Genomic DNA, 24623 nt, shown 5'->3' with positions numbered 1-24623 from the left:
AGGCGCTGAACAGGCAGCCACCTGGTACAGATCCCAGGCACCTCGTAGGTAGGAGCGTGAGCGATGACGACCACCGCAGCCCCCGACACGGCCACCGGATGGCGCGCCACCGGTGTCCACGAGCTGGAGCCCGCCGAGCTGGACCGCCTCGACGCCTGGTGGCGGGCGGCGAACTATCTCTCGGTCGGCCAGATCTACCTTCTCGACAACCCTCTGCTGCGCGAACCGCTGACGGCGGACCACGTCAAGCCGCGCCTGCTCGGCCACTGGGGCACCACGCCGGGTCTGAACTTCCTGTACGCGCACCTGAACCGCGCCATCAAGGAGCGGCAGCAGCAGACCGTCTACGTCACCGGTCCCGGGCACGGCGGACCGGGCCTGGTGGCCTCGGCCTACCTGGACGGCACCTACTCCGAGGTCTACAGCGACATCACGCAGGACACGGAGGGCGTGCGCCGCCTGTTCCGGCAGTTCTCGTTCCCGGGCGGCATCCCCAGCCACGTCGCGCCCGAGACGCCGGGGTCGATCCACGAGGGCGGCGAGCTCGGCTACGCCCTGAGCCACGCGTACGGTGCGGCCTTCGACAACCCGGACCTCCTGGTCGCGGCGGTGGTGGGCGACGGCGAGGCCGAGACGGGCCCGCTGGCCACCTCCTGGCACTCGAACAAGTTCCTCAACCCCGCGCAGGACGGCGTCGTGCTGCCGATCCTGCACCTCAACGGCTACAAGATCGCCAACCCGACGGTCCTGGCGCGCATCCCGCAGGAGGAGCTGCACGACCTCATGGTCGGCTACGGGCACAAGCCCTACTTCTTCGACGGCGGTTACGACCAGGAGGAGTCGCCGCTGGACGTGCACCGCCGGTTCGCGACCCTGCTCGACGAGGTGCTCGACGAGATCGCCGCGATCAAGGCACGCGCGCGGCAGGGCGACGTCAGCCGCCCCACCTGGCCGATGATCGTGTTCCGCACCCCCAAGGGTTGGAGCGGCCCGGCGGAGATCGACGGCAAGAAGACGACGGGCTCCTGGCGCGCGCACCAGGTGCCGCTCGCGAACGCCCGGGACACCCCGGAGCACCTCCAGGTGCTGGAGACCTGGCTGCGGTCCTACCGGCCCGAGGAGCTGTTCGACGACGACGGCCGCGTGCTGCCCGAGATCGGTGCGCTGGCGCCCGACGGCATCCTGCGGATGAGCGCCAACCCGCACGCGAACGGCGGCCTGCTGCTCAAGGACCTGCGGCTGCCGGACTTCCGCGACTACGCCGTGGACGTGCCGACGCCCGGCGGGTCGAAGGCCGAGGCGCCGCGTGTGCTGGGCCAGTGGCTCACCGACGTCATCCGGCTGAACCCCGACAACTTCCGGATCTTCGGCCCGGACGAGACGGCGTCGAACCGCCTGCAGGCCGTGTACGAGGCCACGGACAAGCAGTGGAACGCCGAGTACATCGGTCCCGAGGTGGACGAGCACATGGCCCGGGCGGGCCGGGTCATGGAGATGCTGAGCGAGCACCAGGTGCAGGGCTGGCTGGAGGGCTACCTCTTGACCGGCCGGCACGGGCTGCTGACCAGCTACGAGGCGTTCATCCACATCGTCGACTCGATGTTCAACCAGCACGCCAAGTGGCTCAAGGTCACGAACGACATCCCGTGGCGGCGGCCGATCTCCTCGCTGAACTACCTGCTGTCCAGCCACGTGTGGCGGCAGGACCACAACGGGTTCAGCCACCAGGACCCGGGGTTCATCGACCACGTGGTGAACAAGAAGGCGGAGATCGTGCGGGTCTACCTCCCGCCGGACGCCAACACCCTGCTGTCCACCTACGACCACTGCCTGCGCAGCCGGCAGTACGTCAACGTGGTGGTGGCGGGCAAGCAGCCCGCGCCCAACTTCCTGGACATGCCCACCGCGATCGAGCACTGCACGCGTGGGCTCGGCATCTGGGAGTGGGCGGGCAGCGAGGTCGAGGGCGAGAAGCCCGACGTCGTCCTGGGCTGCGCGGGCGACGTGCCCACGCTGGAGGTGCTCGCCGCGGCCGACATCCTGCGCCGCGAGCTGCCGGACCTCAAGGTGCGCGTGGTGAACGTCGTCGACCTGATGCGGCTCCAGGACGCCACCGAGCACCCGCACGGTCTCACCGACTCCGAGTTCGACGGCCTGTTCACGCCCGACCGGCCGATCATCTTCGCGTACCACGGCTACCCGTGGCTCATCCACCGCCTCACGTACCGGCGCACGGGGCACGCGAACCTGCACGTGCGCGGCTACAAGGAGGAGGGCACCACGACCACGCCGTTCGACATGGTCATGCTCAACGACCTGGACCGGTACCACCTGGTGATCGATGTCATCGACCGCGTGCCGTCGCTCGGCAGCGCCCACGCCGGCCTGCGGCAGCGCATGCAGGACGCGCGACTCCGTGCGCGTGCGTGGACCCGCGAGCACGGCGACGACATCCCGGAGGTGCGCGACTGGGTGTGGCCGGACGCGCAGGACCAGTCCGACAACGGGCAGGTAGACGCTACGCTCGGCACCGGTGGAGACAACGAGTAGCAGCAAATCCCACGAAGTGAACACGGAGCAGCACGTGACCGGCGCAACCCGCAGCATCGTCATCGCGAGCCCGGAGGGCGAGAGCGGAAAGTCGACGGTCGCGCTGGGCGTGCTCGACCTGCTGGTCCGCAAGGGCCAGCGGGTCGGGGTCTACCGGCCCGTCTCGCGCGCCACCTCCGACCGGGAGGACGAGCGGGACCACGTCCTGGAGCTCCTCCTGGAGCACGACGGCGTCGACATCCCCTACGACGACGCCGTCGGCGTGACCTACGCCGACCTGCACACCGACCCCGAGGCGGCGCTGAGCCGCATCGTGTCCCGGTACCACGACCTGGCGGCGCGCTGCGACTCGGTGGTGGTGCTCGGCACCGACTACACCGACGTCGCCGGGCCCACCGAGCTGTCGTTCAACGCGCGCATCGCCGCGAACCTGGGTGCACCGGTGCTGCTGGTCGTCGCGGGCCGCGAGCGCACCCCGGACGGCGTGCGGGCGCTGGTGGACGTGAGCCTGGCCGAGCTGGCCGCGCACCATGCCCAGGCAGTCGGTCTGGTGGTGAACCGCGCGGACACGCACAGCGCGCGGGAGGTGCGGGCCGTGCTCGCCGAGGCGCAGCCGGACCTGCCGGTGTGGACCATCCCCGAGGAGCCGTTCCTGCAGGCCCCGACGGTGGGCCAGCTCCTGGAGGCAGTGGACGGCAAGCTCGTCCTGGGCGACCCGGAGCTGCTGGGCCGCGAGGCGCTCGACGTGCAGGTGGGGGCCATGAGCTTCGAGCACCTGCTGGAGCGGCTCATCGACGGTGCCGTGGTCATCACGCCGGGTGACCGCACCGACCTGCTGATCGGACTGCTCGCGACGCACATGACGCCGTCGTTCCCGTCCCTGGCGGGGATCGTGCTGAACGGCGGGTTCTACCCGGAGGGCCGGCCGGCGCAGCTGCTGGAGGCGATGCGTCCCAAGCTGCCGATCATCACCACCGACCTGGGGACCTACCGCACGGCGCGGGCCGCCGCGACGACCCGCGGCCGGGTGGACAAGGAGTCGGTGCGCAAGGTGGAGACCGCCCGGGCCCTGTTCGAGCGGAACGTCGACTCCACCGCGCTGGCCGCCCGCCTCGACCTGCCGCGGCCGCAGGTGGTCACGCCGCTCATGTTCGAGTACCAGCTCATCGAGCGGGCCCGCGCCGACCGGCGGCACATCGTGCTCCCGGAGGGCTCCGACGACCGCATCCTGCGCGCGGCCTCCACGGTGCTGGCGCGGCAGATCGCGGACCTGACGATCCTGGGCGACGAGGAGCCGATCCGCGCCCGGGCCGCCGAGCTGGGCCTGGACATCGAGGCCGCACGGGTCCTGTCACCGCACGACCCCGAGCACGTCGAGAAGTTCGCCGCCGAGTACACCCGCCTGCGCGCGCACAAGGGCATGACGGTCGAGCGGGCGCGCGAGATCGTCACCGACGTCTCCTACTTCGGCACCATGATGGTGCACCTCGGGCTCGCCGACGGCATGGTCTCCGGCGCCGCCCACTCGACGGCGCACACGATCCGGCCGTCGTTCGAGATCATCAAGACCAGGCCGGGTACGTCGTCGGTCTCCTCGGTGTTCTTCATGTGCCTGGAGGACCGCGTGCTGGTGTACGGCGACTGCGCCGTCATCCCGGACCCGACGTCGCAGGAGCTCGCCGACATCGCCATCTCCTCGGCGGCCACCGCCCGCCAGTTCGGCGTGGACCCGCGGATCGCGATGCTGTCCTACTCCACGGGCGAGTCGGGCACGGGCGCCGACGTGGACAAGGTCCGCACCGCCACGGGCCTGGTGCGCGAGCGCACGCCCGAGTTGGAGGTCGAGGGCCCCATCCAGTACGACGCCGCCGTGGACGCCTCGGTCGCCGCGTCCAAGCTGCCCGGGTCCGACGTCGCCGGGCGCGCCACCGTGTTCGTCTTCCCCGACCTGAACACCGGCAACAACACATACAAGGCGGTGCAGCGCTCGGCGGGCGCCGTCGCCGTCGGCCCGGTGCTGCAGGGCCTGAACAAGCCGGTCAACGACCTGTCGCGCGGGGCGCTGGTGCAGGACATCGTGAACACCGTGGCGATCACCGCCATCCAGGCCCAGACCGAGGAGCCCACCGCATGAGCAGTTCCGCACCTGACCGGCGCACCGTCCTGGTGCTCAACTCCGGGTCCTCGTCGCTCAAGTACCAGCTCGTCGACCCCGACTCGGGCGAGGCCGTGGCAGGTGGCATCGTGGACCGGATCGGCCAGTCGTCGGGCACGGTCAAGCACGAGACGGGCGGCGAGAAGGTCGTGCGCGACCTGGCGGTGCCGGACCACGGCGAGGCGCTGCGGGTGGTCGCCGGCATGTTCGACGAGGTGGGGCCAGCACTGGCCGACGCGGGGATCATCGCCGTGGGCCACCGGGTGGTGCACGGCGGCGAGATCTTCTCCGCCCCCACGCTGGTGGACGACGACGTCGTGGCCGGCATCCGCGACCTGATCCCTCTGGCGCCGCTGCACAACCCCGCGAACGTGACCGGGATCGAGGTGGCGCGCAAGCTCTTGCACGTACCGCACGTCGCGGTGTTCGACACGGCGTTCTTCGCGTCGCTGCCGGCCGCCGCCTCGACGTACGCGCTGGACCGCAAGGTCGCGGCCGAGCACGGCGTGCGGCGGTACGGCTTCCACGGCACGTCGCACCAGTTCGTGTCGGCGGCGGTGGCGTCGCACCCAGCGGTGGTCGCGAAGCTGGCAGCCGAGGGGCGCGGACCCGAGAGCCTGCGGCAGGTGGTGCTGCACCTGGGCAACGGCGCGTCGGCGTCGGCGATCCTGGGCGGCCGGCCGCTCGACACCTCGATGGGCCTGACGCCGCTCGAAGGGCTGGTCATGGGCACCCGCTCGGGCGACATCGACCCGGGCGTCGTCTTCCACCTCGTGCGCGGCGGCATGTCCGGGGACGACGTGGACACCCTGCTCAACAAGAAGTCGGGCGTGCTCGGGCTGTCCGGCGTGAGCGACATGCGTGAGCTGCGCCGGCTCGTGGCGGCCGGTGACCTCGACGCGCGGCTGGCGCGCGACGTCTACCTGCACCGGCTGCGCAAGTACGTGGGGGCGTACGCGGCGGTGCTCGGCGGGATCGACGTGCTCACGTTCACCGCCGGCGTGGGCGAGAACGACCACACCGTCCGGTCGGGGGTAGTGCGGGACCTGAAGTTCCTGGGGCTGACGATCGACCCGGCGGCCAACGAGTCGGCGTCGGACGAGGCGCGGGTGATCTCGGCCGGATCGGGTGCGGAGGCGCCGCTGGTGATGGTGGTGCCGACCAACGAGGAGCTGGCGATCGCGCGGTTCGCGGCGGCGCTGGTCGAGGGCTGACGCCCCGGCTGATCGGCTGGGCGACGAACAGCGTTAGCCTCGCCCCGTGACCCTCTACATCGACCCGCCCGCCTGGCCCGCCCACGGGACCCTGTTCTCCCACCTGGTCTCGGACGGGTCGCTGCGCGAGCTCCGCCTCTTCGCGCGGGCGGCCGAGGTTCCGGACCGTGCCCTCGACCTCGACCACTACGACGTCCCGGCGGCGCGGTACGACGACCTGGTCGCGGCCGGTGCGGTGCCCGTCGAGGGCGGCGACCTGGCCCGGCGGCTGGCGTCCTCGGGCCTGCGGGTCTCGGGCGCCGAGCGCGGGCGCGCCAAGCGGGCGGCGCTCCTGACCCGGTGGGACGGGCTGTGGGCCGACCCGAGCCTGGCCCGCGCGGCGGGCGAGAACCTGGTGGACCGCTGGCGCGAGCCGCACCGCGTCTACCACTCGACCCTGCACCTGGCCGTGGCGCTCGACGCCCTGGACCAGATCGCGCCCGCCCACGGCGTCGCCGAGCGCGACCTCTGGCGCGCCCGCCTCGCCCTGTGGTTCCACGACGCGGTGCACGACGGAGGCCGGGGTCCCCGCGAGGTACCGCAGCGCAGCGAGGACACCTCGCGGGGTGCGGGCGGAATCGCCCAGCAGGACGAGGAACGGTCCGCGAACCTGGTGGCCGAGCTGCTCGGCCCGCTCGCAGGCACCGGCGTCTCGGCCGACGACGTCGACGAGGTCGCCCGGCTCGTCATGGTCACGGCGGACCACGACCCGGCGCCCGACGACGCCGTCGGAGGCCTGGTCAGCGACGCCGACCTGGCCGTGCTGGGCGGCAGCCCCGCGGTCTACGCGCGCTACACCCACCAGGTCCGCGCGGAGTACTGCGACGTACCCGACCCGCTGTTCCGCGCCGGCCGGTCCCAGGTGCTCAGCACCCTCCTGACGGACGGCCCCCTCTTCCGCACCGCCGCGGGCGCTGCCCGCTGGGAGGACGCCGCCGCGGCCAACCTGCGCAGCGAGCTGGCCCTGCTGGCCGCCTGAGGGTGGTCGGAGGGCGCGCGCTCTGGGCCCGCTCCGGACGCGGTAGCGTTCGCGGCGTGAGTCCACTCAAGGTCGCCGGCCTGGTCGCCGGGGTGCTGGCCGTCGCCTTCACCGTCCCCGTCGTCGCAGTTCAGGCCACCGGCCACGCCCGGGTGCGCAGCGACGCGAGCGAGATCGAGAAGGCGGACGCCGTCATCGTGCTCGGCGCCGGCCTCCGCTCCGACGGCACGCCGTCCACCTACCTGCGGCGTCGTGTCGAGGGCGGGGCCGAGCTCTACCGCGCGGGCGTGGCACCCACCGTGATCCTGAGCGGCGACGCGCACGACAACCCGGACGGCACCCGGTACGACGAGCCCGGTTCGATGCGCGCCTGGCTCCTGGACAACGACCTCGGCGTGCCCGACGACGCGATCGTGCTGGATCGCCAGGGCTTCAACACGACGGCGACGTGCCGGCGGGCGCACGACCTGTTCGGCGTGCGCACCGCCGTCGTCGTCACGCAGGACTACCACCTGCGCCGCACCCTCTACTCCTGCGTCGAGGCCGGGCTGGACGCCGTCGGGGTGGGCGTGAGCGCCGCGAGCGTGCAGCCGGTGCAGTGGGCCTGGTGGCACGTGCGTGAGCTGCCCGCGAGCTGGAAGGCCGCGGTCCGCTCCCTGGGCCGACGCCGCCCCCGCTGACAGGTCAGCGCTTCTTCGGCGTGACCCACAGGTGGATGGTGCCCTCGACCACGACCGTCCCGTCCGCGAGCACGCCGCGTACCCGCACCGGCAGGTCCTTGTCGTCGCCGTCCCACTGCGCCTGGTCGGTCTCGGCGATGCACGTGACGTCGCCGGTCGACTTGGCGAGGTAGGAGACCTCCATGCCCTTGGGCAACCACCGCTTGTCGTCGGGCACCGTGGCCTCGGCGAGGGAGCCCATCGCCATCTCCAGCCCGTTGCAGACCGCGATCGCGTGCACCGTGCCGATGTGGTTGCGGTTGCGCCACCGGTTCGGGACCACCACCTCGCCGTAGTTCGGCCGCATGTCCACCACGCGCGGGGCGATGGTGCCGAAGTACGGGGCCTTGAGACCGTAGGCCAGGCTGAAGATCCGCTTGCCGAGGAGCCCGCCGACCAGCGGCAGCGAGTTCGCGGTCTTCCAGAAGGCGGCCAGCTGCGTCGTCATGCGGACGAGCGTACCGGTGAAGGCCGTTCACTCACCCCATGCGCAGCTTGCGCATCGCGGTCAGGGCCGTCGTGAGCACCCGGCTCGGCGTGTCCCCGCCCAGCCCGTACAAGGCGTCGAGCGTCGCGCCGAACCGGACGCCGCGCGCCGTCACCACGGTCTGCTGCCGCGTGAGGCCGTCGATCGACGCCGCCCCGTGCCGGCCGCCCAGACCGGACGCCTTCCAGCCCCCGATCGGCGCCGCCACGGAACCCCACGTCATCGTGTACCCGTCGTTGACCGCCACCGACCCGCACTCGATGCGCTCCGCCAGACGACGCGCCCGGCCGACGTCGCGGGACCACACGGCCGCGTGCAGGCCGTACTCGGTGTCGTTCATGACCGTGACCGCGTCCTCGTCGCAGTCGACACGCGTGATCGTGACGACGGGCCCGAACGTCTCCTCCCGCGCGACCGTCGCCTGCGGGGGGACGTCGTCGAGCACGGTCGGGGCGTAGAAGTAGGGGCCGACGTCGGCACGGTGCACCCCGCCGGCGAGCACCCGCGCTCCGCGGGCCAGCGCGTCGTCGACGTGGGCGGTCACCTTGTCGAGCTGCGCGGCCGACGTCAGCGAGCCGACGTCCGCGGTGTAGTCGAGGGCCGGTCCGAGCCGCAGGTTCCGCACGGCACGCACGAACTTCGCGACGAACTCGTCGGCGATCGCCTCGTGCACCACGAGGCGTTCGACGGACACGCACAGCTGACCCGCGTTCGAGAAGCAGGCCCGCACAATGCCCGGCACCACGCTGTCGATGTCGACGTCGTCGGCCACGTACAGGGCGTTCTTGCCACCCAGCTCCAGCGTGGCGCCGATGAGGCGCTCGCCCGCCCGAGCCGCGACCTTGCGCCCCGTGGCCGTCGAGCCCGTGAACGCGATGTGGTCGACGTGCTCGATCAGCTCCTCGCCGACCTCGCGACCGCCCGCGACCACCTGGAACAGACCCGCGGGCAGCCCGGCGTCGTCCAGCGCCTCCGCCGCCCAGAGCGCGGTGAGCGTGGCCTGCGGATCCGGCTTGAGCACCACCGCGTTGCCGGCCAGGAGCGCGGGCAGCGCCTCCGCGAGCGCGAGCACCAGCGGGTAGTTCCACGGCGCGATCGCGCCGACCACGCCGACGGGCCTCCGGTGCACGCGGGCGCCCGCGAGCAGGGGGATCATGCCGCCGGCACGCCGTGCGGCCAGGTACCGCTCGCCGCGCACGGCGTAGTGCCGGGCGACCTGGGCGACGTCCGCGACCTCCTCGAAGGCAGCGCGGCGGGCCTTGCCCGTCTCGAGCTGGACGAGGTCGAGCGCCTCGGACTGCCGCTCCAGGACGATCCGTCCGAGCCGCTGGAGCACCCCGGCACGCTCGCGGACCGGGCGGCGCGCCCAGCCCCGCTGCGCGACGCGCGCCCGGACGACGGACGCCGCGACGTCCTCGGCCGAGGAGACCGGGAACGTCACGAGCGGCGCGCCCGTGAACGGGCACATGGACCGGTGCGTGCCGGATCCCTCGGAGGTGGCGATCCGAGCCACGAGGGGAGCCATCACCCCGGGCTCGAGGACGAAGGTCCCCTGCGGGTGCTCCGGGTCGAGCACGCCGCCGACCGCACCACTAGCCGCTGCTTCGGCTGCTGCGTCGTCGATCATGGCGGCCACCCTACGCGCAAAACCCTGCACCACGTATTGATAGGTGTGTGAAACTGACTTTCAGAGCGGTTGATCCCGGTGAGTGCAACCGCGCGCCGATCCGCACTGCGAAATCAGCGGGGTTCGACCCATCGGCCCAGCACCGTGCACTCCTGGTCGGCGTAGCCCAGGCGCTCGTAGAAGCCCAGCACACCGGTGTTGGTGGTCCGCACCATGAGCTGGATCTTGCGTGCCCCTCGTGCGACCAGCCACGCCTCGGCGGCCACCACGGCCGCCCGACCCAGACCCGAACCCTGCAGGTCGGGAGCCACCGCCACGTAGTACAGCCAGCCCCGGTGACCGTCGTGCCCCGCCATCGCGGAGGCGACCACGCGGCCGCCCGCCCGTGCGACCAGGACGGTGGACGCGGCACCGGCCCGGGCCTCCGCGATGTCGACGTGCGGGTCGTTCCAGGGCCGGGTCAGCCCGCAGGCCTGCCACAGCTCGACGACCTGGTCGACGTCGGCATCGGTGATCTCGACGAACTCGCCGTCAGCCGCGGGAGCCGCGGCGAGGACGGGGGCGAGCCGCTCGCCGTCGGACACGGTGCTCATCGTGGCTGGTAGGGCGACACGACGACCTCGACCCGCTGGAACTCCTTGAGGTCGGAGTAGCCGGTCGTGGCCATGGCCCGGCGCAGGGCGCCGACCAGGTTCAGGGTGCCGTCGGCCTGCTTGCCCGGCCCGAAGAGGATCTCCTCCAGCGTGCCGACCGTGCCCACCTCGACGCGCTCGCCGCGCGGGAGCTGCGGGTGGTGCGCCTCGGGACCCCAGTGGAAGCCCTTGCCCGGCGCCTCCGCGGCGCGGGCGAGCGCGGCACCGAGCATGACGGCGTCCGCACCGCAGGCCACGGCCTTGACGATGTCGCCGGAGTGGCCCACCCCGCCGTCGGCGATGACGTGCACGTAGCGGCCACCCGACTCGTCGAGGTAGTCGCGGCGCGCCGCGGCCACGTCGGCCACCGACGTGGCCATGGGCGCGTGGATGCCGAGGCTGACGCGCGTCGTGTGCGCGGCGCCACCGCCGAACCCGACGAGCACGCCGGCCGCGCCGGTGCGCATCAGGTGCAGGGCGGCCGTGTAGGTCGACGCACCGCCGACGACGACGGGCACGTCCAGCTCGTAGATGAACCGCTTCAGGTTGAGCGGCTCGGCGTTGCCCGACACGTGCTCGGCCGAGACCGTGGTGCCGCGGATGACGAACAGGTCGACGCCGGCGTCGACCACCGTCTTGTAGAACTCCTGCGTGCGCTGCGGGGTGAGCGCGCCGGCGACGGTGACGCCGGCGGACCGGATCTCCTTGAGCCGCTGCGTGATCAGCTCGGGCTTGATGGGCTCGGCGTAGATCTCCTGCATCCGGTGCGTCGCCTCGCCGGCCGGCAGGGCGGCGATCTCGGCCAGCAGGGGCTCGGGCGACTCGTACCGGGTCCACAGACCCTCCAGGTCGAGCACGCCGAGACCGCCGAACCGGCCCAGCGCGACGGCGCTGTCCGGGGTCATCACGGAGTCCATCGGCGCCGCCACGATCGGCAGGTCGAAGTGGTAGGCGTCGATCTGCCAGCCGACCGAGACGTCCTTCGGGTCGCGCGTGCGCCGGGACGGCACCACCGCGATGTCGTCGAAGGAATAGGCGCGCCGCCCGCGCTTGCCGCGTCCGATCTCGATCTCGTTGCTCACCCGCCAAGCCTACCTATCGCCGGTGACACGGCGCGCAGTGGTCCGTGATGTGCGCGGGTGTCGTGAGCCGCGGTGTCAGTGAGCGGTGGCAAGGTTCTCCGTGGACGCACCAGGGATGCGGGCGCGGCTGGACGAGTGTGGCCCGGAAACCCGGGACGAGCAGGGAGGACACCATGAACGAGACCTGGATCGACAGGCCGCTGCTGGGCTTCGACACCGAGACCACGGGCGTGGACGTCACGGGCGACCGGATCGTCACCGCGGCTCTCGTGCTGCGTCGGCCCGGGGTGGGCACCGACGTCCGCACCTGGCTGATCGATCCGGGTGTCGAGATCCCGCAGGAGGCCGCCGCCATCCACGGCATCTCGACGGAGCATGCCCGGGCCCACGGCGTCCGGCCGCTGGAGGCGCTGGAGGAGATCGCCGCCCAGCTGGCCGAGCACCTGGCCGACGGCGTGCCCGTCGTGGCCTACAACGCGGCGTTCGACCTCTCGCTGCTCGACGCGGAGCTCGTGCGCCACGGGCTCAAGACCCTCCCCCAGCGCCTGGGACACCCGGTGGAACCGGTCGTGGACCCGCTGGTCATCGACCGGTGGCTGGACCGTTACCGCCCGGGCAAGCGCCGCCTGGGCGACCTGTCGCAGTGGTACGGCGTGGTCTCCGACGGCGACCTGCACACCGCCGAGGTCGACGTGCTCGCGACGCTGGACGTCCTGGAGGCGCTGGCACGCCGGTTCCCCCAGCTGGGCCGCATGTCACTGGCCGACCTGCACCGGCAGCAGATCGGCGCGCACCGGCAGTGGGCCGTGAGCTTCAACGAGTGGCGCCGCGAGCAGGGGCTGGAGGGCCCTGGCGCGTCCGGGGCATGGCCGGTGCAGCACGCCTCGGGCGTCTGACCGGCCGGCCCGGACACGCCGGGGACAGGGTTCAGCGCTGGTAGACGGCGTCGACCTCCACCTCGACCAGCCATCCGTCCACCGGAAGGTTCTCGACCTCCAGCGCGAAGCGGGACGGACGGGCGTCGTTGACCACCATCGGCTCGGTCGTCGCCGAGCCGAGCTGGACGTCGAGCACCTCGCCGGTGGCCAGGTTCGTGTTGGCGAAGAACTGCCGGTAGGCCCGGTTCCAGCCGGCGAAGTCCATCTGCTCCTCACCGTCGGGGTTCTGCAGGAAGACCCGCATGGAGACGACGTCGTCGTACCCGAGCCCCGCCCGCTCGAGGTTCTCGCCGATGCGGGTCAGCGCGTTGATGCCCTGGGCCTCGGTGAGGGTCACGCCGTCGGGCAGCTCGCCGCCCGGGAAGACGTCGGTCGGGATGTAGCGCTCCTCCGGCGAGGCGCCCGGCGCCGTGTTGCGCGCGGCGGGCCCGAGCCCCGAGGACTTGTACCAGGAGACGTTCTTGCCGATGGCCACGCCGTCGGCGATGAGCGGGGTGTCCCCGGTGACGAACGAGTGGGCCCGGTGCGGATCGGGCCGGAAGACGTGCGCGGCGGCGAAGGCGGTGCCGGGCACGGCGACCGCCGCGGTCACGGCGACGGCAACGGCGAGCTTCGTGCGGTTCCTCATGGACGCTCCTCCAGCTTTCCGGCCGGGCGCCAGGACGGCGTCCGGTACAGCCACCCGGCGTCCGGCGCCGGGTGGCGCGTGACGCTAGCCATCGGGCGTTACCGACGAATGACCGTCCTGGGTCGGCTCGGGAAAGGCTCGGACGCCGCGCCCGAATCGTTCCTGCACAGACGCTGACCTGCGGCGGGACCCCGAAACCACATGGTTACGCCGTGCAACTGCACAGAAACGGTGGCGACTCCCGGCGGTGACCGACGCTCTCTAGCGTCCGGCACGGTGCTGACGGCGGCTCCCGGCTTCCCGGCCGAGTTCCGCAGCGCGTCAGGCCTGTCGACACGAGAGGTAGGGACCGTGGTCACCGAGAAGAGCACCCCAGGAGTCTCCCGCCGCAACTTCCTCCAGGCCGTCGGCGCGGGGTCCAGCGCCGGCGTGATGTTCGCGACGATGGGCGCCATGGGCCTGGCCCCGACCGCTGCCGCCCAGCCGAGGGCGCAGTCCTGGACTCCCCCGCAGGGCAGCGACTTCACGCTCACCGGCCGCTCCGCGAAGAAGGTGGTCGTCGTCGGCGCCGGGCCCGCAGGCCTCACCACGGCGTACGAGCTGCAGAAGGCCGGCTACCAGGTCACGGTGCTGGAGGCCAGGCACCGGCCGGGCGGGCGCACCCTCACCATCCGCGGTGGCGACTCCGAGACCGACCTGAACGGTGTCACGCAGACCGCCCGGTTCGCCGACGGCATCTACCTCAACGCCGGCGCGGCCCGCATCGCGCAGTGGATGGTCACGATGGACTACCTGCGCGAGCTGGGCGTGCCGTACGAGGTCTTCACCAACGCGAACGCCGACGCCTACATCTACAACGAACGATCCGGCGCGACGCCCGGCAACCCGGTCCGCTACCGCACCGCCAAGGCCGACGTCTTCGGCTACACCTCCGAGCTGCTGCACCACGCCACCGACCAGGGCGCCCTGGACCAGCGCCTGACCGAGGAGGACAAGGAGAACCTGCGCACCTTCCTGCGCAGCTGGGGTTCGCTCGGTTCGGACGGTACCTACGCCGGCGGGAGCAACCGTGGCTTCGAGGTCTACCCGTCGGCGTGGAACGAGCACGGCACGCCGCTGCCGGGCCCCGGGACCGTCGCCGAGGTGCTGGCCTCGAAGGTAGGCCAGTACTTCCCGTTCGAGATCAACTGGGAGCAGTCGATGCTCATGTTCCAGCCGAAGGGCGGCATGGACACGATCTACCGGTACTTCGTCCGGGCGATCGGCGAGCACAACGTGCGGTTCCGCTCCCCTGTCACGGGTGTCGAGAACACCAGCCGCGGGGCCCGGGTCACCTACACCGCACCGAACGGCCGGGAGCGCCAGATCGAGGCGGACTTCGTGGTCGCCGCGGCACCGGCCGGCCTGATGCGACGCTGGACCACCAACTGGGGTCCGGAGGTCGATGCGGCGCTCGGTGAGTTCGCCGTGGGCACCCCGGCCGGCAAGATCGGCCTGCAGTACCGGTCCCGGTTCTGGGAGGACGACCACCGGATCTTCGGCGGGATCACCGAGACCGACATGGACCTCGCCCACCTCTGGTACCCGTCCTACGGGTACGGCGAGCGCAAGGGGCTGATCGTCGGCTACTACAACACCGGCGCGAACGCACGCACCTACGCCGACATGACCCCACGTCAGCGCGAGCTGCGAGCCGTCGAGCAGGGCGTGAAGATCCACGGGGAGAAGTACCGCACCGAGCTGGACACCTCCTTCTCGATCGCCTGGCACAAGGTGCCCTACATCGAAGGGGCCTGGGCGTTCCCGAACACCACGTCGGCCGGCTTCCGCCTGCTGCAGCAGGGGGCGGGGAACGTGTACTTCGCGGGCGACTGGATGTCCGAGATCTCGGCGTGGCAGCACGGCGCGTTCTGGTCCGCCCGCTACGCGGTGCAGACCCTGCACGCCCGCGTCATGTCGAGCTGACCCGGACCGGGCCCCGCCGAACTCAGACGTCGGCCCCGGCCTCGGGCACGGGCACGGACGGCACGGACACGGACACGGACACGGACACGGACACGGACGGCACGAGCACGGACAGGGCACGAGCACGAGCACGAGCACGAGCACGAAAAGTGCGCTTCTACCCAGTCATCAGGCCCAGATCCAGCCCGAAATCTGGGCCTGATGACTGGGTAGAAGCGCACTTCGTGGTGCGGCGCTGTGCGGCGCCCCGCTGTGCGGCGCAAAGCTGCGCGCCTCGGCTCGCTGCGGCCCGGCCCGGCTCGCCTCGCGTCGGCTAGCTTCGGCCAGCCCCGCGTCGGCTAGCTTCGACTCGCCCCGCTTCGGCAAGCTTCGACTCGCCCCGCTTCGGCTCGGCGCGACGCGCCTGGACTCGGCGCGACGAGTCTCGACACGGCTAGGTGCAAGCCAAGCCCGGCCAGCCGCGCCAGCGACCACCGCTCCGCCGGCACCCGCCTGCTAGAAGCCCGAGTAGTTCGGCGCCTCGACCGTCATCTGCACGTCGTGCGGGTGGCTCTCCTTGAGCGACGCCGACGTGATGCGCACGAACCGGCCGTTGGCCTGCAGCTCGGGCACCGTCCGCGCGCCGGTGTAGAACATCGTCTGGTGCAGACCGCCGATGAGCTGGTGCGCCACGGTGGCCAGCGGGCCCTTGTAGGCGACCTGGCCCTCGATGCCCTCGGGCACGATCTTGTCGTCGCTGGTGACCTCGGCCTGGAAGTACCGGTCCTTCGAGTACGACTTCTTGCCGCGCGAGGACATGGCGCCCATCGAACCCATGCCGCGATAGGTCTTGAACTGCTTGCCGTTGACGAGCACCAGGTCACCCGGCGTCTCCTCGCAGCCCGCGAACAGCGAGCCGAGCATCACGCTGTCGGCGCCGGCCACGAGGGCCTTGCCGATCTCGCCGGAGTGCTTGAGGCCGCCGTCGGCGATCACGGGGACACCCGCGGGCTTGGCCGCGAGCGACGCCTCGTAGACCGCGGTGATCTGCGGGACGCCCACGCCGGTCACGACGCGGGTGGTGCAGATGGAGCCCGGCCCGACGCCGACCTTCACGGCGTCGGCCCCGGCGTCGACGAACGCCTGCGCGCCCTGGCGGGTGGCGACGTTGCCGCCGATCACCTGGACGTCCTTGGTGGCCGGGTCGGTCTTGAGGCGCTTGACCATGTCGATCAGCATGCGGACGTTGCCGTGCGCGGTGTCGGCCACGAGCACGTCCACGCCCGCCTCGATCAGAGCGGTGGCGCGCTGCCACGCGTCGCCGAAGTAGCCGATCGCGGCGCCGACCATGAGGCGGCCCTGGCCGTCCTTGGACGAGTCCGGGAACTGCTCCGACTTGACGAAGTCCTTGACGGTGATGAGCCCCGTGATGCGGCCGTCGGGGTCGATCAGCGGGAGCCGCTCCAGCTTGTGCTTGCGCAGCAGCAGCGTGGCGTCGTCCCGCGAGATGCCCGCCGGGCCCGTGATCAGCGGCTGCGGCGTCATCACCTCGTCCACCTTGGTGGTGGCCCACTCGGCGACGGGCGTGAAGCGCAGGTCACGGTTGGTGACCATGCCGATGAGCTTGTTGTCGGAGTCCACCACCGGGAAGCCGGAGATCCGGAACTGGCCCGCGAGGGTGTCGAGCTCCTCGAGCGTGGCGTCCGGGCCGATGGTGACCGGGTTGGTGATGATGCCGGTCTGCGTCCGCTTCACGAGGTCGACCTGGTAGGCCTGGTCCTCGATGGAGAGGTTGCGGTGCAGCACCCCCAGGCCGCCCTGACGCGCCATGGCGATCGCCATGGCCGACTCGGTGACCGTGTCCATCGCCGCGGAGAGCAGCGGGATCTTGAGCGAGATCTCGCGCGTGAGGCGAGACGTCGTGTCGATGTCCGACGGCGCCAGGTCGGAGTAACCCGGCAGCAGCAGGACGTCGTCATAGGTGAGCCCGAGGAAACCGAACGGGTCGCCCGGCGAGGTCTGGTCCGTCATGCAGCAAGTCTACGGCGGGTGCGCCCGTGGAACCCGGCCGGGTGGTGATGGCCACCCGAGGCGTGCGTCACCTCGCCTTGATGACGGCGAGCACCTCGTGCAGCAGGCCGGTGAACGAGCGCACGCGCTGCACCGTGGGACCGAACGGCAGGTCCGTCGCGGCGGCGTCCGCCCGCAGGCCCACGAAGATCGGCAGCTCGGGGTAGCTCTCGTTGACGGCGTGCACCACGTCGAGGTCCGGCTTGTTCTGCGTGGTGGCCAGCACGACCGCCGTCGGGCGGACCATCGTGACCAGCTCGACCGAGCGGTGCGTGCTGGCGGGGCCCGTGACGATGCGCGCCATCGAGCCCTGCGCGGCCAGCGCCGCCGCCAGTGCGTGCGCCGACAGCGGCACCACCTCGTCGGGGGCGGCGAACACCAGGACGATCTTGCGCATCCGGCTCGGGTGGTTGGCCGGCGGGCCGCCCGCCTCCACCATCGCGCGCTCGAACTCCTCCGTGTAGTTGCGCAGCGCCCGCAGGGCGGAGGTCGCGAGCACCACCTCCGGCATCTCACCGGGGCCGGCGAGCACGGTGCGCTCGGACAGCCGCAGCCACGCCGGTTCCACGAGGTCGGTCCACCACGTGGCGGGGTCGCCGTCCGGACCGAGCACGAGGAGGTTGTCACAGGCGGTACGGCTGTAGGCCAGGGCGGCGTCGACCAGGGCGGACACCCGTCCGGAGGTCGGTGCCGGCGCAGTGGCCGACCGCGGGCCGAGCGCCGGCCCGCCGCCCGTCTGGCGGCCGGCGGGCTCCCCCGTCGCCCCGCCGGGCAGGGCCCGCAGCCGGGCGCGCCGCGGTTCCTGCGCCACGTCCTCGGACGACGCCGGACCGGCGCCGTCGTCGGGGTCGTCCTCCTCGTCCGGTGCTTCCACCGTGCCGACGAAGGTCTCCGCGAACTCGGGCTCGTCGCCGTCCTCGATGTCGTCGCCGGCGCCCTCGACCTGTACGGCGGGCAGCGCCGGGGCGGTCCGGGTGGCGACCTCCAGCTCGGCGTCGCCGGCCTCGACCGCGGCGCGCGCGGCGTCGACGGGCGCGACGCCCTCCAGCGTGAGCCGTCGCATCACCAGCAGCCGGGCGACGTCGTCCGGTGTGTAGCGACGGTGCGACCCCGCGGTGCGGCCCGACGGGCCGAGCCCGTACCGGCGGTCCCACGTGCGCAGGGTGGCGGGAGCGACCCCGAGGCGCCGGGCCACCGCCGCGACGGCCAGCCCGGGGCTGGATGTACGTGACCCGCCCGGGTTCTGGGCAGGCCGCGAAGAAGTCATGGACTCGATTCTGCCGACCCAGGCCTCTCCGCGCCACTGCGAAATCCGGCGTGCCGCCGATCTCGGTCGAATTCGGTTCACATCCGAACAAACCCGGTCAGCGATGACGCGGTTCCGTCCGACTCGATTCGAACCACATGAAGAGGAATTGCCCCTTGAACAACTTCTGCACAACTTGTAGGTTGTTCGCCATGACGGAGATCTCGAGGCTTCCCGGTCCGGTGATGGAGCTGTGGGAATGGCAGTACCAGGGGGCGTGCCGCGACGCGGACGACACCCTGTTCTTCCACCCCGAGGGCGAGCGGGGTTCGACCCGGCGGCGCCGCGCGGAGGCGGCCAAGGCGATCTGCCGCTCCTGCCCCGTGATGATGCAGTGCCGCGAGCAGTCGCTCCGCGTGCGCGAGCCGTACGGCGTGTGGGGCGGCCTCAGCGAGGACGAGCGCTCCGCGATCCTCGCCGGCAAGTCCGTCTCGGCCTGACCAGGTTCGCGCACCAGTTCTCGCACCACCCCTGACCCACTCCTGACCTGGTCTCCGCCTGACCACAGACAGCTGTCCGGCGCGCACTGACGACGAAGCAGAGCACGACGCAACGACAGAGGGCCCCGCACCGATCCGGTGCGGGGCCCTCTGCTTCAAGCAGGGTGCGGGGCTGAGATCAGCCCACGACCACGGCGAGGACGTCACGGGCCGAGAGGACCAGGTAGTCCTCGCCCGCGTACTTGACCTCGGTGCCGCCGTACTTGGAGTAGATCACCTTGTCACCGACGGCGACGTCCAGCGGCACACGGTTGCCGTTGTCGTCGATGCGGCCCTGGCCCACGGCCAGAACCTCGCCCTCCTGGGGCTTCTCCTTCGCGGTGTCCGGGATGACCAGGCCGGAAGCGGTCGTGGTCTCGGCTTCGAGAGCCTTGACGACGATCCGGTCCTCGAGCGGCTTGATGGGGACCGACACGTCGGACCTCCTCTTTCGTGAGCGGATCGAGAGATCTGCATCGTGATGGACTTAAGGGGCTCGAACGTTCGACGGTCCGCCGTCGTCGCGGGTGCCGGCGGGCACGAACGTCTGGGTCCTCCGTCACGGGCCCGTGGACCGGGCTTCGCGGCGGCGAACACCCCAAATCTAGGTCGGCGCTAGCACTCGGTCAAGGCGAGTGCCAATCGCGTGAGCCTGCTCACCCTCCGGGCCCCCGGCATGCGCCACGCACCCCGGAAACACGCCATCTCTCCGAAAAGGATTCGTCCGGTCCCTCGCCACGACCAGGACAAACGTGGAAAGATCTTCCCATGGATGCGGCGATTCTGAGCAAACTCCTCAGCCCCGACGGCTGGGCCCTGCTTGGCGCCTTGCCGCCCTACGACGAGCGGCAGGCGATGAAGACGGTGACGACCCTGCGCGCCCAGGGCGTGGCGCCCGACCTCGCGGCCGCGGTCGTCACCCAGTCCCGGCTGCGCGCCCGGGCACGGGCCAAGTTCGGCGACTTCGCGGACGGGATGCTCTTCACCGCGGACGGCCTGGAGCAGGCCACGCGGCTCCTCGTCGCCGCGCTGCACGCCCGACGGTACCTCGACGCCGGGCTCACCGCGCTCGCCGACCTGACCTGTGGCATCGGGGCGGACTCCCTCGCCTTCGCCGGGACGGGCCTGCGCGTGGTCGCGACCGACCTGGACGAGTGCACCGCAGCCATCGCCCGCTGGAACCTGCGCCACTTCCCCGAGGCGGACGTCCGGCACGCGGACGGGCTCGGCCTCGACCTGCGTGCGGAGGGCATCGAGGGCGTGTACGCCGACCCGGCGCGCCGGGTCGGCGGCCCGGGCGGGCGCAGCCGTCGCATCTTCGACCCCCGCGCCTACGAACCTCCGCTCGACGCGGTCTGGGCGCTGCGCGAGACCGTGCCTGCCGTCGGCGTGAAGGTCGGGCCGGGCATCGCGCACGAGGGACTGCCCCAGGACGCGGAGACGCAGTGGGTCTCCGTCGACGGCGACGTGGTCGAGGCGGGTCTCTGGTTCGGCCCGCTCGCGCCCGACGGCCCCGGCCGCTCGGCGCTCGTGCTGCGCACGTTCACGGACGACGACGGCAAGGAGCACACGCTCAGCCGCACCGTCCGGGGCGACGACGACGAGCCGGAGGTCGGCGCCGTCGGTCAGTACCTCTACGAACCCGACGGCGCCGTGATCCGTGCGGGCCTGGTCGCCCGGGCCGCCGCCGAGCTCGGCGGACGGCTCGTCGACCCCACCATCGCGTACGTCACCACCGACGACCCCGCCGACCTTCCGTCGGCCCGGCCCACGGAGCCGGCCGGGGCACCCGCACCGATCGCCACCGGGTACCGCGTGCTCGACACCATGCCGTTCGGTCTCAAGCGGCTCAAGTCGTACCTGCGGGACCGGAACGTCGGGCGGCTCACGATCAAGAAACGGGGCACCGCCGTGGTGCCCGAACAGCTTCGCAAGCAGCTCGTGCTCACCGGTACCGAGGAGGCGACGATCGTGCTCACGCGTGTGGCAGGCAACCAACAGGTACTCGTCGTCGATCCCCTGGGAGCCGTATGAGCTCGCCGGCCCGGCTCGGCTTCGGCGAGTCCCCGCGGTCCACCGTGGGCCTCGAGTGGGAGATCGGGCTCGTCGAGCCCGGCACCGCGGACCTGGCGCAGTCCGCGCCGCAGGTGCTGGAGGCGCTGGCCCGCGCCGGTGAGCCGCAGCCCGGCAAGACGGGGTTCGCCCCGCAGGTGACCGGGGAGTTCATGAGGAACACGGTCGAGCTGGTCAGCGGTGTCTGCCGCACCGTCGGCCAGGCGGGAGCCGACCTGGAGCACCTGCTCGGCCGTGTGCGGACCGTCACCGACTCCCTGGGCCTGGAGCTCATGGGCGGCGGCACCCACCCGTTCGCGCGGGCGGCCGACCAGCAGGTCGGGGACAAGGAGCGGTACGCCCGGATCATGGACCGCACCGGGATCTGGGGCGCGCAGCTGATCATCTGGGGGCTGCACGTACACGTGGGCGTGGAGCACCGGGACAAGGCGCTGCCCCTCATGCGCGCGATGCTCACATACTTCCCGCACCTGCAGGCGCTCTCGGCCGGGTCGCCCTACTGGGCGGGCCGGCACACCGGGTACGCCTCCAACCGGTCGCTGCTGTTCCAGCAGATCCCGAGCTCCGGCCTGCCGGTCGCGTTCGAGCGCTGGGAGGAGCTCGAGGCGTACGCGGGCGACCTGCAGCACGTCGGCGCTGTCGAGGGCTTCCACGAGGTCCACTGGGACGTCCGCCCGTCGCCCGCGCTCGGCACGCTCGAGGTGCGGGTCTGCGACGGTCCCACCAACCTCACCGAGGCGCTCCAGCTGGGCGCGCTCGTGCACTGCCTCGTGGAGCACCTGTCCACGCTGCTGGACCAGGGCCGCCCCCTGCCGGTGCTGCCCCCGTGGTTCGTCGCGGAGAACAAGTTCCGGTCCGCGCGCTACGGGCTCGACGCCACGGTGATCCTGGACGCCGAGGGAGACCAGGGACCGGTCACGGACGCGATCGCCAAGCTCCTGGTCGAGCTGGAGCCGGTGGCGCAGCGCCTCGGCTGCGCCACGGAGCTGGCCGGCGTGCGCGACATCCTGCGCACCGGTGCCTCCTACCAGCGTCAGCAGGCGGTGGCGGCCGCCCACGACGGCGATCTCACCGCCGTCGTGGGGGCCATGCTCCGGGAGATGCGGGCGGGCCGGCCGCTCACCGAGGTCAGATGAGAGGTCAGATGACCTGGGCGGCGTCCTCGAAGGTCAGGCGCGGGGCGCGGGCGCGGGTGGTGTCGGCGCCCTCGGCCGCGCTGACGTTCACGACGAGGAAGCTCTTCCAGCCGCTGCCGGCGAAGAACTCGGCGTCGATCGCGTCGTAGTTCCCGTGCATCGGGCCGGCCGCCAGGCCGGCCGCACGCAGGCCCACGACCAGGTAGCCGGACTGGATCAGCGCGCTGGTGCGTGCCGCCTCCGCGCGGGAGTCGGCGTCGGCGGCGAACATCTCGCGCGCGCCGGGCATGTGCGGGACCAGCACGTCGAGCCGCTCGTGGAAGTCGGTGTCGTACGCCAGCACCAGGGTCACGGGGGCCTTGGCCACGCGCTCCTGGTTGCCCTCCGGCATGCGCTCGACCAGGCGCTGCCGCGCCTCGGGCGTACGGACGACGAGCATCCGCAGCGGGCTGGTGTTCATCATCGTCGGACCCCACTTGACGAGGTCGTACACCGCGGCGAGCTGCGCGTCCGTCACCTCGGTGTCCGCGAACGTCGTCACGGTGCGCGCGGTGCGGAACAAGCGGTCGGCGGTGGCGTCGTCGATGGCGAGGCCGGCGGCCTCAAGTGTCTCGGTCATGCGGACGACAACAATGATGCCCCGGGCGATAGTTCCGACTTCAACTATGAGCCGCGACACAGAGCGGGCACCACACCAGCCGATCCGCGGTGACCAACTAGGCTGGAGCCCATGGCAGATCCCCTGGTCCTCGGCATCGAGACCTCCTGCGACGAGACCGGCGTCGCGCTGGTCCGCGGAAACGAGCTGCTGGTCGACGTCGTCGCCAGCTCGATGGAGGAGCACGCGCGCTACGGCGGCATCATTCCCGAGGTCGCCAGCCGGGCCCACCTCGAAGCCATGATCCCCACGATCCAGAAGGCGCTGGGCGACGCCGACGTCGACCTGTCCGAGGTGGACGCGGTCGCCGTGACCGCCGGACCTGGCCTCGTCGGGCCGCTCACCATCGGCGCGTCGGCCGCCAAGGCGCTGTCGATCGGCCTGAACAAGCCGCTGTACGGCGTCAACCACGTGATCGGGCACGCGTGCGTGGACCAGCTCGTGGACGGACCGCTGCCCGAGCGTGCCATGGCGCTCGTGGTCAGCGGCGGCCACAGCTCGCTGCTGCTGGTGGACGACATCGCCACGAACGTGACCGAGCTCGGCTCCACGCTCGACGACGCCGCCGGTGAGGCCTTCGACAAGGTCGGCCGCCTGCTCGGCCTGCCCTACCCGGGCGGCCCGCACATCGACCGCCTGGCCCGCGAGGGCGACCCCACCGCCATCCGCTTCCCCCGTGGCCTCACGGCCGCGAAGGACCAGGCCAAGCACGCCTACGACTTCTCGTTCTCGGGGCTCAAGACGGCGGTCGCCCGCTGGGTCGAGGCCCGCACCGACGCCGGTCAGGAGATCCCGGTGCACGACGTCGCGGCGTCGTTCGCCGAGGCCGTGGCCGACGTGCTGACCGCCAAGACCATCGCCGCCTGCCACCGGCACGGTGTCGACACGCTCGTGATCGGCGGCGGGTTCTCCGCCAACAGCCAGCTCCGGGAGATGGCGGCCAAGCGCTGCGCCGAGGCGGGCATCGACCTGCGCATCCCGCCGATCCGCTACTGCACGGACAACGGCGCCATGATCGCGGCGCTGGGCTCCGCCGTCGTGCGTGCCGGGGTGGCGCCGAGCGACCTGGACATCCCGGTCGACTCGTCGATGCCGCTCACGACGATCACCGTCTAGGACCACCGTCTAGGACCACCGTCCGGAGCGGCCCGCCGGAGGCTCTACGCTGCCACCCGTGTCCGTCAGAACGCTGGAGAAGCTGGAGCCCGTCCCCGTCATCGAGACGGCGCGCCGGCTGTGTGAGCGCATCGGCGCGCGGTTCCCCGACCGCGGCATCCACCGGGTGGCGCAGGAGCTCGCCGCCCTGACCGAACAGGTGGCCGACGCCTCCGCCGGTTCCCGCCGGCGCAGCCGCCTCGTCCGGGCCGGGTCCCGCGGCACGATCGTCGTCGTGGTGCTGGTGGCGCTGGTCGCGTTCGGCTTCGCGGTCGAGTCCGCGTTCACGGAGGCCCCCGACAACGGCCTGGACTGGCTCCCCCTCATCGAGAGCGCCGTGAACGACGTCGTGTTCGTCGCGATCGCCGTCGTCGTGCTGCACTCGCTCCCCGAGCGGGTCCAGCGCACGGACCTCCTGGCCAAGCTGCACCGGCTGCGCTCCCTGGCGCACATCATCGACATGCACCAGCTCACCAAGGAGCCCGAGAGCCTCCGGGACGCGTTCGCGGGCGGCCGTGAGGACTCCGACGCGGACCTCACGCCCGAGCAGGTCGAGTACTACCTGGAGTACTGCACCGAGCTGCTGTCCATCGTGAGCAAGGCAGCGGCGCTGTGCGCCGAGGAGTCGCAGGACGACGTCGTGCTCAACACCGTGTCGACCATCGAGACGCTCACCATGGGCATGTCGCGCAAGGTGTGGCAGAAGATCTTCGTGCTCGGCGAGGAGCGCTCGGTCACCTGACGCCCGACGG

The 24623-nt window shown here is 71.9% G+C and carries 21 protein-coding genes; 12 read left to right on the top strand and 9 right to left on the bottom strand.

Annotation, left to right across the window (positions count from 1 at the left end; all coding sequences use genetic code 11):
- The first annotated feature begins 63 nt into the window (after positions 1 to 63).
- The 5 genes from ACIBBF_RS03135 to ACIBBF_RS03115 are packed head-to-tail and all read left to right on the top strand — an operon-like array spanning position 64 to position 7617.
- Complete coding sequence (locus ACIBBF_RS03135) at positions 64 to 2550, top strand: phosphoketolase (protein ID WP_397410376.1); 2487 nt, start codon at positions 64 to 66, stop codon at positions 2548 to 2550.
- Positions 2551 to 2584: 34 nt separating this feature from the next.
- On the top strand, positions 2585 to 4684 hold the full coding sequence (gene pta, locus ACIBBF_RS03130) for a phosphate acetyltransferase (protein ID WP_397410374.1): 2100 nt from the start codon (positions 2585 to 2587) through the stop codon (positions 4682 to 4684).
- Entirely contained in the window at positions 4681 to 5919 is a 1239-nt protein-coding gene (locus ACIBBF_RS03125; RefSeq protein ID WP_397410372.1) for an acetate/propionate family kinase, read from the top strand. The genes pta and ACIBBF_RS03125 overlap by 4 nt, the downstream gene beginning before the upstream one ends.
- Positions 5920 to 5965: 46 nt before the next feature.
- On the top strand, positions 5966 to 6937 hold the full coding sequence (locus ACIBBF_RS03120; RefSeq protein WP_397410370.1) for a DUF4031 domain-containing protein: 972 nt from the start codon (positions 5966 to 5968) through the stop codon (positions 6935 to 6937).
- Between the two features lie 56 nt (positions 6938 to 6993).
- Positions 6994 to 7617, top strand: a complete 624-nt coding sequence (locus tag ACIBBF_RS03115; protein ID WP_397410368.1) for a vancomycin high temperature exclusion protein — start codon at positions 6994 to 6996, stop codon at positions 7615 to 7617.
- 4 nt (positions 7618 to 7621) lie between these two features.
- Here ACIBBF_RS03115 and ACIBBF_RS03110 read toward each other — a convergent pair whose 3' ends face one another.
- From ACIBBF_RS03110 to ACIBBF_RS03095, 4 genes are all read right to left on the bottom strand, one after another.
- The gene (locus ACIBBF_RS03110) at positions 7622 to 8104 is read right to left on the bottom strand and encodes a hotdog fold domain-containing protein (RefSeq protein WP_397410367.1); all 483 of its coding nucleotides are present in this window, start codon (positions 8102 to 8104) and stop codon (positions 7622 to 7624) included.
- A gap of 31 nt (positions 8105 to 8135) precedes the next feature.
- Positions 8136 to 9770: a succinic semialdehyde dehydrogenase gene (locus ACIBBF_RS03105; protein WP_397410365.1), complete on the bottom strand. Its 1635-nt coding sequence runs from the start codon at positions 9768 to 9770 to the stop codon at positions 8136 to 8138.
- Between the two features lie 113 nt (positions 9771 to 9883).
- Positions 9884 to 10363: a GNAT family acetyltransferase gene (locus tag ACIBBF_RS03100; protein ID WP_397410363.1), complete on the bottom strand. Its 480-nt coding sequence runs from the start codon at positions 10361 to 10363 to the stop codon at positions 9884 to 9886.
- Positions 10360 to 11484 carry a GuaB3 family IMP dehydrogenase-related protein gene (locus ACIBBF_RS03095; RefSeq protein WP_397410361.1) on the bottom strand — a complete coding sequence of 375 codons (1125 nt, stop codon included), beginning with the start codon at positions 11482 to 11484 and terminating at the stop codon, positions 10360 to 10362. Before ACIBBF_RS03095 ends, ACIBBF_RS03100 begins: the two co-directional genes overlap by 4 nt.
- 173 nt (positions 11485 to 11657) lie before the next feature.
- Here ACIBBF_RS03095 and ACIBBF_RS03090 point away from each other — a divergent pair, with 173 nt between their 5' ends.
- Complete coding sequence (locus tag ACIBBF_RS03090) at positions 11658 to 12380, top strand: exonuclease domain-containing protein (protein WP_397410359.1); 723 nt, start codon at positions 11658 to 11660, stop codon at positions 12378 to 12380.
- A gap of 31 nt (positions 12381 to 12411) precedes the next feature.
- Here ACIBBF_RS03090 and ACIBBF_RS03085 read toward each other — a convergent pair whose 3' ends face one another.
- Positions 12412 to 13050 (bottom strand): Rid family hydrolase, encoded by a 639-nt coding sequence (locus tag ACIBBF_RS03085; protein WP_397410357.1) that lies wholly within the window; start codon positions 13048 to 13050, stop codon positions 12412 to 12414.
- 351 nt (positions 13051 to 13401) lie between these two features.
- On the opposite strand from ACIBBF_RS03085, the gene ACIBBF_RS03080 reads away from it, so the two are divergent.
- A complete protein-coding gene (locus ACIBBF_RS03080; RefSeq protein ID WP_397410355.1) occupies positions 13402 to 15015 on the top strand; it encodes an FAD-dependent oxidoreductase in 1614 nt (537 codons plus the stop codon).
- Between the two features lie 495 nt (positions 15016 to 15510).
- Here the strand turns inward: ACIBBF_RS03080 and guaB are convergent, their stop codons facing one another.
- A complete protein-coding gene (gene guaB, locus ACIBBF_RS03075; RefSeq protein ID WP_397410354.1) occupies positions 15511 to 17025 on the bottom strand; it encodes an IMP dehydrogenase in 1515 nt (504 codons plus the stop codon).
- A gap of 67 nt (positions 17026 to 17092) precedes the next feature.
- Positions 17093 to 18331, bottom strand: a complete 1239-nt coding sequence (locus ACIBBF_RS03070) for a MerR family transcriptional regulator (protein ID WP_397410352.1) — start codon at positions 18329 to 18331, stop codon at positions 17093 to 17095.
- Positions 18332 to 18522: 191 nt separating this feature from the next.
- Between ACIBBF_RS03070 and ACIBBF_RS03065 the strand changes: the two genes are divergently transcribed.
- Positions 18523 to 18810: a WhiB family transcriptional regulator gene (locus tag ACIBBF_RS03065; RefSeq protein WP_020016179.1), complete on the top strand. Its 288-nt coding sequence runs from the start codon at positions 18523 to 18525 to the stop codon at positions 18808 to 18810.
- Positions 18811 to 18988: 178 nt separating this feature from the next.
- Here the strand turns inward: ACIBBF_RS03065 and groES are convergent, their stop codons facing one another.
- Positions 18989 to 19285 carry a co-chaperone GroES gene (groES, locus tag ACIBBF_RS03060; protein ID WP_119139803.1) on the bottom strand — a complete coding sequence of 99 codons (297 nt, stop codon included), beginning with the start codon at positions 19283 to 19285 and terminating at the stop codon, positions 18989 to 18991.
- Positions 19286 to 19617: 332 nt separating this feature from the next.
- Between groES and ACIBBF_RS03055 the strand changes: the two genes are divergently transcribed.
- Both ACIBBF_RS03055 and ACIBBF_RS03050 read left to right on the top strand, forming a co-directional pair.
- A complete protein-coding gene (locus ACIBBF_RS03055; protein ID WP_397410350.1) occupies positions 19618 to 20883 on the top strand; it encodes an SAM-dependent methyltransferase in 1266 nt (421 codons plus the stop codon).
- Entirely contained in the window at positions 20880 to 22058 is a 1179-nt protein-coding gene (locus ACIBBF_RS03050; RefSeq protein ID WP_397410348.1) for a glutamate--cysteine ligase, read from the top strand. The genes ACIBBF_RS03055 and ACIBBF_RS03050 overlap by 4 nt, the downstream gene beginning before the upstream one ends.
- 4 nt (positions 22059 to 22062) lie before the next feature.
- Here the strand turns inward: ACIBBF_RS03050 and ACIBBF_RS03045 are convergent, their stop codons facing one another.
- Entirely contained in the window at positions 22063 to 22677 is a 615-nt protein-coding gene (locus ACIBBF_RS03045; protein ID WP_397410346.1) for a malonic semialdehyde reductase, read from the bottom strand.
- Between the two features lie 111 nt (positions 22678 to 22788).
- On the opposite strand from ACIBBF_RS03045, the gene tsaD reads away from it, so the two are divergent.
- Positions 22789 to 23832 carry a tRNA (adenosine(37)-N6)-threonylcarbamoyltransferase complex transferase subunit TsaD gene (gene tsaD / locus ACIBBF_RS03040; RefSeq protein ID WP_397410344.1) on the top strand — a complete coding sequence of 348 codons (1044 nt, stop codon included), beginning with the start codon at positions 22789 to 22791 and terminating at the stop codon, positions 23830 to 23832.
- A gap of 58 nt (positions 23833 to 23890) precedes the next feature.
- Complete coding sequence (locus tag ACIBBF_RS03035) at positions 23891 to 24613, top strand: hypothetical protein (protein ID WP_397410343.1); 723 nt, start codon at positions 23891 to 23893, stop codon at positions 24611 to 24613.
- The last annotated feature ends 10 nt before the right edge of the window (positions 24614 to 24623 follow it).

Source organism: Promicromonospora sp. NPDC050880 (assembly GCF_044456525.1).
GTDB lineage: Bacteria > Actinomycetota > Actinomycetes > Actinomycetales > Cellulomonadaceae > Promicromonospora.
The sequence above is the reverse complement of the archived record's forward strand: the minus strand, read 5'-3'. Positions and strand labels throughout refer to the sequence as shown.